General features: G+C 72.0%; 11 protein-coding genes. All 11 read right to left on the minus strand.

Annotation, left to right across the window (positions count from 1 at the left end; all coding sequences use genetic code 11):
* Positions 1-13: 13 nt before the first annotated feature.
* Positions 14-796, minus strand: coding sequence for an endo alpha-1,4 polygalactosaminidase (locus ACFYXF_RS31485; protein WP_389354715.1), 783 nt, complete (start codon positions 794-796; stop codon positions 14-16).
* Complete coding sequence (locus ACFYXF_RS31490) at positions 793-1,458, minus strand: spherulation-specific family 4 protein (protein WP_389354717.1); 666 nt, start codon at positions 1,456-1,458, stop codon at positions 793-795. The genes ACFYXF_RS31485 and ACFYXF_RS31490 overlap by 4 nt, the downstream gene beginning before the upstream one ends.
* Positions 1,455-2,354 carry an NAD-dependent epimerase/dehydratase family protein gene (locus ACFYXF_RS31495; RefSeq protein WP_389354719.1) on the minus strand — a complete coding sequence of 300 codons (900 nt, stop codon included), beginning with the start codon at positions 2,352-2,354 and terminating at the stop codon, positions 1,455-1,457. The genes ACFYXF_RS31490 and ACFYXF_RS31495 overlap by 4 nt, the downstream gene beginning before the upstream one ends.
* 7 nt (positions 2,355-2,361) lie before the next feature.
* Positions 2,362-3,075 carry an NDP-sugar synthase gene (locus ACFYXF_RS31500; protein WP_389354721.1) on the minus strand — a complete coding sequence of 238 codons (714 nt, stop codon included), beginning with the start codon at positions 3,073-3,075 and terminating at the stop codon, positions 2,362-2,364.
* Positions 3,076-3,128: 53 nt separating this feature from the next.
* Positions 3,129-4,130: an SDR family NAD(P)-dependent oxidoreductase gene (locus tag ACFYXF_RS31505; RefSeq protein WP_389354722.1), complete on the minus strand. Its 1,002-nt coding sequence runs from the start codon at positions 4,128-4,130 to the stop codon at positions 3,129-3,131.
* A gap of 67 nt (positions 4,131-4,197) precedes the next feature.
* Entirely contained in the window at positions 4,198-5,616 is a 1,419-nt protein-coding gene (locus ACFYXF_RS31510) for a hypothetical protein (RefSeq protein ID WP_389354724.1), read from the minus strand.
* Positions 5,613-7,112 (minus strand): GT4 family glycosyltransferase PelF, encoded by a 1,500-nt coding sequence (gene pelF, locus ACFYXF_RS31515; protein ID WP_389354726.1) that lies wholly within the window; start codon positions 7,110-7,112, stop codon positions 5,613-5,615. Before pelF ends, ACFYXF_RS31510 begins: the two co-directional genes overlap by 4 nt.
* Before the next feature lie 98 nt (positions 7,113-7,210).
* Positions 7,211-9,331: a hypothetical protein gene (locus ACFYXF_RS31520; RefSeq protein WP_389354728.1), complete on the minus strand. Its 2,121-nt coding sequence runs from the start codon at positions 9,329-9,331 to the stop codon at positions 7,211-7,213.
* A 476-nt stretch (positions 9,332-9,807) separates the two neighbouring features.
* Positions 9,808-10,794 carry a GMC family oxidoreductase gene (locus ACFYXF_RS31525; RefSeq protein WP_389354730.1) on the minus strand — a complete coding sequence of 329 codons (987 nt, stop codon included), beginning with the start codon at positions 10,792-10,794 and terminating at the stop codon, positions 9,808-9,810.
* A 116-nt stretch (positions 10,795-10,910) separates the two neighbouring features.
* On the minus strand, positions 10,911-11,801 hold the full coding sequence (locus ACFYXF_RS31530) for a dienelactone hydrolase family protein (RefSeq protein WP_389354732.1): 891 nt from the start codon (positions 11,799-11,801) through the stop codon (positions 10,911-10,913).
* 1 nt (position 11,802) lies between these two features.
* On the minus strand, positions 11,803-12,465 hold the full coding sequence (locus ACFYXF_RS31535; RefSeq protein ID WP_389354734.1) for a Tat pathway signal sequence domain protein: 663 nt from the start codon (positions 12,463-12,465) through the stop codon (positions 11,803-11,805).
* Positions 12,466-12,655: the final 190 nt, after the last annotated feature.

The raw sequence follows: 12,655 nt of genomic DNA on the forward strand, positions 1-12,655 counted from the left end.
ACGTGTTCCCGCTTCAGCACGGCTTGCGCCACACCCCGAGTTCCAGTCGCTTCTGCATCGACGACAGGTTCAGCCGCCGCGACTCGGCGCAGAAACGGCCCGTCGGAACGGCGTACTCGACGTGGAACACCGCCTTGCCGGCCGCGACGAACGGCGTGAGTTCCGCGCACTCGTCGTACTGGGCGCACTCCTCGTTGACCGCGAAGTCGAAGTCGGAGAGGAGCTGGGGGATCTGGGGCAGGTCGTTCTTCAGGCCCACCGACAGTCCGCGGTCGTGGGCGATGTCCGCGATCACGCGGTTGTAGCGGAGCTGGTCGGTGGCGGAGAGCGGGAACCCGGTGTCGTTGTTGTAGCCCTCCACCAGGTCCGGCTCCACCGCGTCGAAGCCCTTGCCTCGGCACATGTCGAAGCGGCGTTCCATGATCGGCCGCAGCACGGAGAGCTTCCGGATGTCCAGCCAGCGTTCGCCCGCCCAGCCGTTCTCCTCACCCAGCACCGACTTGGGGAAGGCGGCCCGGTCGGGCCGGAAGTCCTCCCACGCGCCGACGTTGACGTAACAGATGACCTTGCGGCCGTCGCGGTGCAGCCGGGCCACGTCCGCCGCCGTGTTCTCGAAGCCGTCGATGTCGTAGACGGGCACGTCCACCGACGGGTCCACCCTGCTGTCGAGCTGCCACTGCCAGTCGAGCCCGGGGCCAGGCTGCCAGCGGCCGTCCTCCGGCTCCGTGCCGGAACAGCCCGCCAGCGCCAGGGACAGGGCCAGTGCCAACAGGATCGCTCGTGCCGTGTGCCTCATTGATCCGTTCCGGTCAGTGCGGGCGTCAACTCGGCCCAGGGGTTGGGTAGTCCACCGGTCACGGGGCCGCTGATCCCGGCGCCCCGCTCTCTCGCGGTGCGTACCGCGAGCGGCACCAGCGCCTCGGGAACGCCGTACACGAGGTGGCACAGCCGCTCGGGCGGCAGGCGCATCGCCCACGACGGGCGGCTGAACACCGACACGTACGTCGACCAGTGGCCCTCGAAGGTGACGGTCAGGTCGGCCAGCTTGGCGTAGCCGGGTGCCGGGTGCATCCCGTGGTTGAGGACCAGCGTCCCGGCGCCCAGCTTGCGCAGCGTCCGCACCAGCCGTCGGCAGGCGGGCAGCGCGTGCGGTGTCGCCGTCACCCGGTCGAGGAAGCAGCCGTCGACCGCGTACCACTCCTGGTGCCGCCGCAGGTCCGCCGCGACCTCGGCCCGTGGGCGCACCCCGTAGTCGGTGTCGACGTAGCCGAGGAGCCGCGCGCCGCCCTTCCTGAGCGCCCTGGCCGCCGCGGTGAACGAGGGGTCGGGATGCTCGCCGGGCCCGTTCGCGGGGTTGAGGACCACGCCGTACGTGTGCCGCCCGGCCGTCTGGATCAGGCGGTGCCAGGCGGCCGGGTCCTCGGTCGGGTGCACATACAGCGGGACCAGCAGACTCACGGTGAGCCGTCGCTTTCCCACAGGGCGGCGAGCGCCTCGTCGAGGGTGTGGAGGGGGTGCCAGCCCAGGGCCTCCTCGGCGGCGCCGATCGCGGAGCACTGCCACGACACCTCGCTGGAGCGGATCGAGCGTCCGCTCCCGGCGTTCTCCTCCACCCGGCCCCGGAAACCGGCCTTCGCCGCGAGGCCGTGCGCCAGTTCGCGCACCGGGACGGCCCTGCCGGAGCCGATGTTCAGCACCGGTGGCAGCGGTTCGGGCGCGGTGACCGCGAGTTGGACCGCCCGCGCCACATCGCGTACGTCCACGAAGTCCCGGTGGGTGGACAGGTCGCCGACCCGCAGCACCGCGTCGAAGCCGCGGCCGGCGTCCCGCAGCAGCGCGGTCAGCCGACCCGGCAGCCCGGCGGGCGGCGCCCCGGGGCCGACCGGATTGCCCACCCGCAGTACCACCGAGTCGAGTCCGGAGGCGGTGACGGCGACCGTGCCCGCCAGTTTGGTCGCCCCGTACGGGCCTGTCGGGCGGGTCGCCGCGGACTCCGTCACCAGGATTCCCGGCTCGCCCGGCCCGTACTCGGCGGCCGAGCCCAGGTGGACCAGCCGGGCCTCCGGGGCCGCCTCCCGCAGCGCGGCGCACAGTACCGCCGGGCCACGGGCGTTGACCTCGGCGAGGGTCACGGCGTCGCCGCCGGTCGCGCCGGCGCAGTTGACCACCGCGTCGGGCTCCACCGAGGCCAGGGTCTTGGCCAGCTCCTCCGGACGGACGGAGGCGAGGTCGACGCCGTGGTCCGCGTCGGAGGAGCGGCCGGCACCGAGGACCTGAGCGCCCGGCAGGGCGCGCAGCCGTTCGGCGACATGGGCTCCGAGAAAGCCGGTGAAGCCCAGGACGAGAATGCGCATGTTTTGCTCAGGCCCCCTTGAGGAGATGGGACTTGCGGGAGGTGAACTCGGCGTTGGCCCGGTCGTAGTCGTCGGGACGCCCGATGTCGAGCCAGTAGCCCGCGAAGTCGTACGCGTGCGGCTGGTTCTGATCCCGTATCAGGTCCAGGACCAACTCGTCGAAGCCCAGCGGCAGTCCGGGCGTGTAGCCGTCCAGGGTGTCGCGGGAGACTCCGTAGACACCCATGGAGACGCGGTAGTCCATGCTCGGCTTCTCGGTGAAGGCGACCACCTTCGACAGGTCGGTGGTCAGCACCCCGAAGTCGATGTGCACCTTGCGGGCGTACGTGGCGATGGTCAGCGGCGCCCCCGACTCCTCGTGCGTGCGCAGCATGTCCGCGTAGTCGAGGTCGGTCAGGACGTCGCCGTTCATCACCAGGAACGTCTCGGGCAGCTTCTCGCGCAGGGTGAGCAGCGGGCCCATGGTGCCCAGCGGGCTCTCCTCGGTGGCGTAGTCGATGTCCATGCCCCACCGGGCGCCGTCGCCGACGTAGGCGCGGATGATCTCGCCGAGGTGGCCGATGGCGATGGTGACGTGGGTGAAGCCTGCCGTGGCCAGCTGGCGCAGCACGATCTCCAGGATGGCGTGCTGGTCGCCGATGGGGACGAGCGGCTTGGGCAGCGCCGTGGTGTAGGGCCGCAGCCTGACACCCTTGCCTCCCGCCAGGATCACCGCGTGCATGGGACTCCTCCTTCGTGGGGTTGGTGAGGTTCGTGAGGGCGGTGCCCGACGGGTCAGATGTTGTAGATGCCGGTCTTGTAGCGGGCGAGGTTGGCGGGGTCGCGGAAGAACTCCACGGTGTGCGCCAGGCCTTCCTCCAGGGTGTGCAGGGGCTGCCAGCCGGTCGCGGCGGTGAGCCGGCTCGCGTCCGCGATCAGCCGCATCACCTCGGAGTTGGCGGGCCGGACGCGTGCGCTGTCCTCGCGTACGTCGAGCGCGGTGTCCATCACCTTGCCGATCAGCGCGACCAGGTCGCCGACCGAGATCTCCCCGCCGGTACCGGCGTTGAAGGTGCGTCCCACCACCCGCTCGGCGGGCGCGGTGCCGACGGCCAGGAAGGCCTGCGCGGTGTCCTTGACATAGGTGAAGTCCCGGGTGGGGCGCAGGTCGCCGAGGGTGATCGTCCGTTCCCCGGCGGCCACTTGACCGATGACGGTGGGGATCACGGCCCGCATCGACTGACGCGGCCCGAAGGTGTTGAAGGGCCGCAGTGTCACCACGGGCGTCTCGAAGCTCGCGTGGTAGCTGTCGGCCAGCCGGTCCCCGCCCGCCTTCGAAGCGGCGTACGGCGACTGGGTGTTGATCGGATGGTGCTCGGTGATCGGTACGGTCAGGGCGGTGCCGTACGTCTCGCTGGTGGAGGTGTGCACCAGCCGGGGTGTGCCCAGGGCGCGGACCGCCTCCAGGACGTTGAGGGTGCCGGTGACGTTGGTGTCCACGTAGCTGTGGGGTGCCTGGTAGGAGTACGGGATCGCGATGAGGGCGGCCAGGTGGTAGGCGCAGTCGGCGCCTTCGAGGAGGCCGCGGACCGAGCCGGGGTCCCGTACGTCACCGAGGACGATCTCGACCTGGTCGAGGACGTCGCTCGGCAGCGTCTCCAGCCAGCCGTAGGAGGAGAAGGAGTTGTACTGGGCCATGGCCCGGACCCGGTGCCCGGAGGCGACCAGTGCCTCGGTGAGATGGGAGCCGATGAACCCCTCGGCTCCGGTGACGGCGGCGATCGGTGCGGAGGTCAACTCGGTGGTCCTTCCGATGAGTTGAGGTGTGGGGAGGTGAGCGGCGAACGCGTGTGGGGCGGGCCGCTCACGCGTGGGGCGCGGGACGGCCGAGCAGCCACAGCGCGCAGGCCGACAGATACAGCGCGGCGGTGCCGCACCACAGGGCGAGCGCGTCGGCCGGGCCCGGCGGCAGGCCGAGCAGTGTCACGGCCCCGGCGCCGCCCGCCGCGGTGAGGCAGACGAGCGCCGACGGCCAGGCCGCCCCGAACGCCTGGAGCAGCAGGGCGATCCACAGGACCGCCGCGAGCGACAGCAGCGCGGCGGGTCCGACGCCGGTGAGCAGGGCCACCGGCCACAGCGGGAGCAGGTGGCCGATCAGGCAGAGCGTGAGGATGCCGGCCGTGCGCAGCAGGAACTCCGCCGGTGTCGCGGCGGCGCGCAGCGCGGCCACCGACAACCCTCGGTAGCGGTACAGCAGCCACTCCGCAGGCCCCATGCTGACGGTCAGCACGATCACCGCGTACGGCTCCTGGCGCGCCTCCAAGAGCACCAGCACCCCGGCCGCCAGGCCGAACAGGCCGTACGGCAGGGAGGACCGCACCCGCGGCCGGACCGCGCCGGGCACGGCGGGCGTCGCGAGGGGTTCCCTGAGCGCCCGGACGGCCGCGACGAGCGTGCCCATCAGGGCCAGCGTCGGCAGCTCGGCCCGCACGAGGTCCCCGGGCTCCCACCAGGGCAGTACGGCGGCCCCGGCGATCAGCGGGGAGAGCGCGGCCAGCAGCAGTCGCTCGCGGCCCAGCACCAGCAGCACCCCGGCCGCCGCCAGATACACCGACTGCGCTGCCGCCGCCAGGAGCAACGGCCCGCTGTCGGCGAGCGGTGCGGCAGCCGCGGTGGCCACCAGCGCACCCAGGGGCGCACCTGCCAGCAGGGTACGGCCGCCTTCGCGCCGTCCGGTCGCCAGCCGCAGGTGGGCGCGGTGACCGAGCGCCTGGCCCCAGGCCCAGGACACCAGCCCCGCCATGATCAGCGCGGCGGCGTGCTCCCCCGCGTTCCACAGCGGCGCGGTGAGCAGGTACGCGAGGCCCGGCAGGGCGAACAGCACCCCCCGCAGCAGACAGCGCGCCGTGTCGGGACGCCACGGGTCGGCCGCCGGGGCCGGTTCCGCGAACGTCCGTGGCACCAGCTCGAACAGCGCGGCGGCCAGCGAGAACAGGTCGGGGTGGCCGTACCGGTTCCTGATCGTCGATGCCGAAAGGCCCTCCGCCTCCAGGATCGCGGCCACCTCGTAGGGGTGGACGGCGGGCCCGATACGGTCGGCGAGTTCGGCGGCGAGGCGGCTCACCGCCTCCTCGTCGGGACCGAGCCAGGGCAGCCGGATGGTGAGCGTGGAGTCGTTCACGGCCCAACGCGGCCGACGGCGTGGCGGCTGGAGGTCGGAGAGCCGCAGCATCAGCGTGTCCTGCTCGGCACCGCTGGGCTCCAGGAAGATCGGCCCGCTCATCCGGCGACCCCGACGAGGGGCTCCGCCAGGACCGGTACGCACTCGAACTCGCGGTCCAGCGTGGGCAGTTCACGATAGATCGCGCGGAAGGTGTCGATGGTGTGGCGCAGCGTGAACTGCTCGATCACCCGCAACCGCGCCGCCTCGCCCATCGCCCGGCGCCGCGCCGGGTCGCCCAGCAGTTCCAGCGCCGCCGCGGCCATCGACGCCGGATCACGCGGTGGCACCACGAATCCGGCGTCGCCGACCGCCTCCCGTACGCCCCCCACGTCGGTGGAGACGGTCGCCCGCCCGCACGACATAGCCTCGATCAGGGTGAACGGGAAGCCCTCACTGATGCTGGACAGCATCACCACGCTGCCGGCCGCGTAGGCGTCCCGGATGTCGTCGACGCGGCCCTCGAAGGTGACGGCGTCGGCGTGCCCGAGTTCGGCGGCCAGCGCCTCGCAGCGCTCCCGGTAGGCCTCGCCGCCGCGCGGTGTACCGCCGAACAACCGCAGCCGGGCGTCCGGGAGTTGGGCCCGTACGAGCGCGAAGGCGCGGATCAGGGTCTCCAGGTCCTTGATGGGGTCGACCCGGCCGGCCCAGCTGAGGGTGAGTCCCTGCGGCTCGGGTCCGGCGGGTGGAAAGGCCGTCGGGTCCACGCCGTTGTAGACCGTGCGGATCGACTCCGGTGCGGCGCCGCCCTGTTCCTCCCACAGCCGGTTGTAGCGGTTGCCGGGGGTGATCAGGGCGGCCCGCCGGTAGCTCTCCTGCGCCAGCAGCCGGAAGAAGCCGAGCACTACCGCCTTCACCGGCCAGCGGTAGGGCGCGATGCGGTAGCCCAGGTAACGCTCGCGCAGATAGACGCCGTGCTCGGTCAGCAGCAGGGGCACACCGTGCTGGTCGAGTGCCGCGAGGCCCGGCAGGACGGCGAGACCCCCGCTGACCGCGTGCGTGACACCGGTGCGCGGGAGCGGTACGGCCAGCGGGCGCAGGGCGTGTTCCAGGAGGGCGGTCGCGGTGAGCGCGTCGTGCAGGCTCGGGGCGGCCTCGCGCACGGCCGGTCCCGGCCGGTTCCACACCGAGGTGAGGATCGTGATCGCCCGGTCGCCGCGCAGGAAGGGGCTGAGGGTCCGGCCCGCCGCCGCCCGGGCCAGCACGTACAGGGCGCGCGGGAAGCGGGCCTCGGCGTGCGGGTCGAGCAGGGCGGTGAGGAACTCCTCGTAGGCGTCGGCCAGTCGGGCGCGGGCACGGCCCCGGGGCGCGCGGCCCTCGGGCGGATCGCCCCACATGGGGACGGAGCTGACCCGCGAGACGTGCGTGGGCAGTTCCCAGACGAGCGGTTCGCGTCCGGTGCCGGTGACGGCTATGACGTCGAAGTCGAAGTCGGGCATGCCCTGGACGAGTTGGTCGCACCAGACGCTCACGCCGCCGTGGCTGTGCGGGTAGGTGCCTTCGGTGAGCAGGGTGACGCGCGCCCGGCTGGGGCGTCGCGCGTCGTGGGGAACGTGCATCAATGGGCTCCACGGCCGAGGTGTGGGGTGGTTCCCGCCCGGTGCGCCCCCGGTGGAGGGGCGCACCGTTCGGTCCTGTGCGTGGGTCGGTGCGCCGTTCAGTTGGTCGCGGTGTCCGGAGCCTGCTCGGTGACGCCTGCGGGGACGCGGGTGTCCGGGGCGGGCGTCGTCGCCGTGAGGCTCCCGGAGGCGACGGTGGCCGTGGCGGAGGCCGGGACGGTGAGCGTGACCGGGAGGCCGTTGGAGATGTTCCAGCCGGAGAGCCGGCCCGCGTACGGCGTCCCGAAGGCAACGCCGGCCACGGTGGTCCCGATCGGCGCGGAGCCGCTGACGGCCAGCCCGAACGGTGCCTGGACGGTGACCGCGTTGCCGATGCGGTAGGCGGTCACCTGGCCGGCCTGGAGTGCCTTCTGCCAGGCGGCCCTGCGCTGGAGTTCGATGCCGATGTCCTCCATCCGCGGGTTCACCACGGGGGTGTTGTCCGCGAACAGGGCTCGGTAGCCGTCGAGGACGCCGTTGAGGACCGGGTAGGCGAGGCGGTCCTCGGTGAGGTTCGACTGGTGGATGAAGTGCGGCTTGGGGTCGCCCGAGAGCACGTGCCCGAGCGCGGCGCGGACCTCCTGCGGCACGATGTGGCCGGCGTAGCCGGTGGCCGTGTTCAGCGGTGCCGGCAGGCAGGTGGTGGTGGCCGGGTTGTCCTCGCAGATGCCGCTGCCGCCCTGGGCGCGCCTGGTGTAGATCCAGTTGTACTCGTCGACCTGCTCGGCCGCGCGGCCCGCGTTGTAGAAGACGTTCACCGGGTAGCGGGGCACGGTCGTGGCCGGGCCGAGCAGACGCTGGGCGGGCTCACGGGAGTTGTCCGAGCCGAGCCAGGTGATGCCGTTCAGGGAGAGGGCGAGGGCCAGGTTGGGGTTGTCGACCGGCTGCTGCGGCAGCACCTTCATGCCGGAGTGCTCGCCGGTGACCAACTCCTTGTTGTTCAGCGGGAGTCCGGCGGTCTGGCCCCAGGCGCGGTTGGTGGCGATCTCGGTGGAGATGTCGGCCGTACTGACCCACTTGGTGGTGCCGTTGGCGTTGGTGTCGCACTTCCACGGCACCACGGTGATGTTCTGCACACAGCCCAGGAAGGCGTGGGTGTAGGTGTGGTTGATCCAGCGGAACTGGGTCTTCCTGGCGAGGAGCGAGTCGGCCAGGAGGTCCACGCCGTTGTTGTCGGCGCGCTGGTCGACGGTGCCGACCGCGTTGTAGGCCAGGTCCAGGGTTAGGCCCTGCCGGGTCTGCCAGTCGGTGGCGAAGGTGACGTCCGCGGCGGTCATGCGGATCGGGTCCGAAGTGGCGTTCGGGTCGGTGCAGTCGACGTCGCCGGGCGTGCAGTTGAGGGTGCTGTTCCAGCGGTCGTCGGACGCGAAGACATCGTCCACGTGCACGGCGAAGTAGTTGCGGGTGGCGCCGAGATGGACCCCGCCGGTCATCCACTCGACGATGCCGCGGGCCAGCAGCCGGAACTGCTGCTGGTTCTGGTTGTAGACGAAGGTGACGACGAGTTCGCGCCGTCCGTCGTGCCGGTACTCCCCCACCAGCGAGCCCCGCGTCGACTTCCCGGGGATCGGGGCGTCGACGTACGACGTGAAGTCGGCGCCCGCCGCGGGTGTCGACAGGTACGCGTAACTCTCGCTCACCGTAGGGGAGTTGTTCTCGAAGGGGACCGGGCCGTCGAGGTAGCCGAAGGGGCCCGCCTTACCGGCCGTGGTCACCGCGGCCTGCACGCCGTCGACGGTGCCCGCGTAGCCGCCCTGGGCGACGTCCTGCAGTCCCGCCGCCGGGCGGGCATAGGTGTACGCGTCGACCTGGGGGATGCCGTACGTCCGCTCGTAGGCCGCGAGCGCCGCCATCTCCGCCGAACCGGCCGCGAACGGGTTGTCGTTGGGCAGCACGACGGCCTGGAACTTGGCGCGCGGCAGGCCGCCCACGGTGTCCGCGAGGAAGGCCGCGTTGATGATCGGCCGGCCGGCCGCACCGAGGTCTATCTCCGTGTACGGCGTACCGACGGTGTCGAGTTCCGCCGTGATGGCGTCGGTCGCCGGTCCCCCATCGCTCACCACGAGGACCCGCAGGTCCACTCGGGGTGTCGTGTCGGCGTGTGCCGTACCGGCGGGCAGGCCGAGCGCGGCGATGAGCGCGCCCGCCGCCAGTGCGGCAGTGCGTGTGGTCCGCTTCATGCGGTGAGGTTCCCTCTCGGGGCAGGGGGGAGCACGGCTCTCTGGGAGCGGACATACTCCTTGCGCGGGACGGAGTTCGGCTCCTTGGGAGCGGACGTAACTCCTGGGCGGGACGCCGGCATCTCCCTCAGGGGCCAGCCGTTCCGCTTCGACTTGGTCAACATAGTGGAGAAACTGTGAGCCCTTTGTGGCCGCACTGTGAGACATGGCGGAAAACCACAGGTGTTCAACAGGTCGACCAGGCAACCGATTCGACTGTTTCCCGTCGGGGCTGCCGATGGGGCGGATAGGGCGCGAGGGGCTCAAGTGCTGGTCAGCACGCCGTTACACGAGTAGGTGAGCCCGGCGGCCCACCCACCGAACATCGATGGTCCATACCACTGAAGCAGGTATGGAACCGGCCGAATAACAGCCATGCGCACCCCGGCCCAGGGTGGGGCCTGAGGAGCGGCGGGACCCACGTCTCGCACCACTGATCAGCGCAGGTCGTGACGCATGGCGTGGGCGACGAGTTCGCCGATGAGGACGGCCGTGGCCGCGGGGCCGCGCACGGGTGCCTCCGGGAGGATCGACGTGTCGGCGACGCGGAGCCCGGCGATGCCATGGACCCGGCCGTACTGGTCGACGGCGGTGGCGGGGTCGTCGGCCGGTCCCATCGGTGCCGTGCCGCAGGTGTGCTGGGCGGTCCCGAGGTGCGCCGAGATCCACGCGTCGAGGGCACGGTCGTCGGCGAGTGTGCCGGGGTCGGGGCCGAGGAGGATACGGGACACCTCGCCGAATGCGTGGGTGGCGGTCAACGACGCCGTGGCGCGGACCACTTCACGCAGTCGGCGCCGGTCCTCGGGTGCCCGCAGATAGCCGTAGTCGATGCGCGGGGGCGTCGCGGAGTCGGCCGAGCCCAGGCGCAGCCTGCCCGTCCGCCGAGGGGTCTGGGCCGACACCAGGAAGGCCAGAGGGGCTCCCGGGGCGGTCACGGTACCGCCGACCAGGGCCGCCATCGGGGCCAGGGACTGGAGGACCTCCAGATCACCGGGGTGGGCGCCGTCGGAGGTGGACAGGTGGAGGCAGCCGCCGAGCCAGGAGTCGGTGGGGTCGGGCAGATCCTGGCGCGGGGCCCATTCCAGGACCACCTGGGGATGGTCGCTGAGGCGGGCGCCGACGGCGGGGGCGTCCTTCGCCACAGGCAGGCCCAGGCGTTGGAGATCCGCACGCGGTCCGACACCCGACAGGAGCAACAGGTGCGGGGTGGCGAACGCCCCGGCGCAGAGCACGACTTCGCCCGCCTCCAGCACGGTGCGCCGCCCGCCCCGTTCGACGAGGACCCCGGTGGCACGGCCCCCGGTGATGACCACCCTCAGCACCGGGCAGTCGCCCACCACCGTCAGGTTCGGGCGGTCGAGGGCAGGCCGCAGATGGCCGACCCCTGTGTTGCGTCGCAGCCCGTCGACGGCGTTCGACGGCACGGGGCCGAATCCCGGTGTGCCCTGGGCGCTCTTGTCCAGCTCGTGGGGCCACGTGCGGGAACGCGGCAGGCACGGGCCGTGGTGACGGCCCGTGCCTGCCGCGCTCCGGGATCGGTCTACAGCGGGCAGGTGCTCTCGAAGACGACCGTGTTGGGGTCGTTCGGGTTCGGGCAGAGGAACTGGTCGTAGCGGGTGTCGTTGTCCACGAAGCGCTTCAGCCAGGACAGGCTGTACTCGGCGACCGTGGTGTTGGGGCTCGCGAAGGTGAAGTGGTCGGCGCCCTTGAGTTCGATGAACGCCTTGTCGTGGGCGTTCGTCAGAGCGTTGTAGGCGGGCAGCGCGAAGGTGTCGACGGAGGCGACGGTGTCGCCGTCGGCACCGAAGATCATGGTGGGTACGGTGATCTGATCGCCGACGTTGGTGACGTCCCAGGGCGCCAGCGGGATGACCGCCTTGAGCGAGGGCGTGCTCGCCGCGCTCTGCAGCGTGCCGCCGCCGCCCATCGACCAGCCCATCAGGGCCAGCCGAGACGGGTCGATCCTGCTCTTCACCGCGCTGCTGGTCGTCAGATAGGTGAGCGCGGCGAGCTGCTGCCGGCCGCGGTCGGCCGGGGGGTCCCACGGCGCGTTGCTGTCCAGGGTCATCACCACGAAGCCCTGGGAGGCCAGCCGGGGCCCGTACCAGGCGATCTGCGACTGCGAGGCGAAGAAGCCCGGCATGACGACGATGGCGCCGAAGGTGCCCTGGCCGGTGTCGGTGGGGTAGTAGACGGTGCCGTTGTTGAAGCCCGGGCCGCTGCCCGACGGCACGTTGACCGAGGTGATGGCGAACGGGCCGGTGACAGCGGTGATGCTCGCCCAGGTCGGGTCCGGGCCGCGCTGGTAGGGGTTGGCGGATATGGCCTGGGCGGGGGTGGCGAGGCCGAGGGTGATCGAGGCGACGAGCGCCAGGACGGCGATGAGCGCCCTCTGCGGGAACGGTTTCACGGGAGTCCTCCCGGACGGCATGTCAGTTGGTGTAGATGGCGGGGGCGCCGCCGACACTGCTGTCGACCACGGGCGCGTACGTGGCCGTGAAGTAGCCGTTCGCGTTGCACAGCACCGAGCCGGAGACCTTGGTGAACGCCTGGTTGGTGAAGGTCAGGCTGTTGGAGCTGTTGGAGCTCACCGCGGAGAGGCTGGGCGCCTGGTAGACGCAGGTGACGGAGCCCAGCAGGGTGGCGAGGACCACCGTGGTCCGGATCGTGCCGCCCGAGGACGGGGTCACCGTGACGGTGCCGTCGGAGGAGGCGGAGGTGGTGTAGGGCAGGCCGTTGACCGTGATGCTCCGGACCGAGGTGACCCCGAGGACGTTGCTGGTGCAGCCGCTGAAGGTCTGGGAGGTCGCGGACTCGGTGGCGGTGCCCGGCGCGGCGGGGTTCGACGTCACCGTGGCGGCGAGCGAGGAGCCGGTGCAGGTGATGCCGGAGGTGCCGCTGCTGCTGGAGGCGAGGGTCGCCGTGGTGCCGCTCGCCAGCGAGGCGGTGAGCACGTCGCCGACGGAGACGGCGGTGCCGGCGGCGCTGCCGTGGGTGAGCACGGCGCTGTCCGCGGAGACGGCCGTGCCGGGGAGGAGCGCCAGGGCCGTCAGGGCGGCCGTGGCGGCGAGAGCGGAGACGGTGTTTCTGCGCATGCGGGTGTCCTAGGGACGAGGGTGGGCGGTGCGGCCGGGTCGCCGCCCTCCCGACTCGGGGCGAGGGCGGTGCCCGGGCATGGCGGTCCCCGGGCTACGGGAACGGCCGGACCGGTGCGCGTTCCTGATCCGACGTCAGGGACGCGGGTGACTTGTTGGCGGCCTTGCGGGTGCGTGAAACTGGCGGCGC

The organism is Streptomyces sp. NPDC002680, from assembly GCF_042889145.1.
Lineage (GTDB): Bacteria > Actinomycetota > Actinomycetes > Streptomycetales > Streptomycetaceae > Streptomyces > Streptomyces adonidis.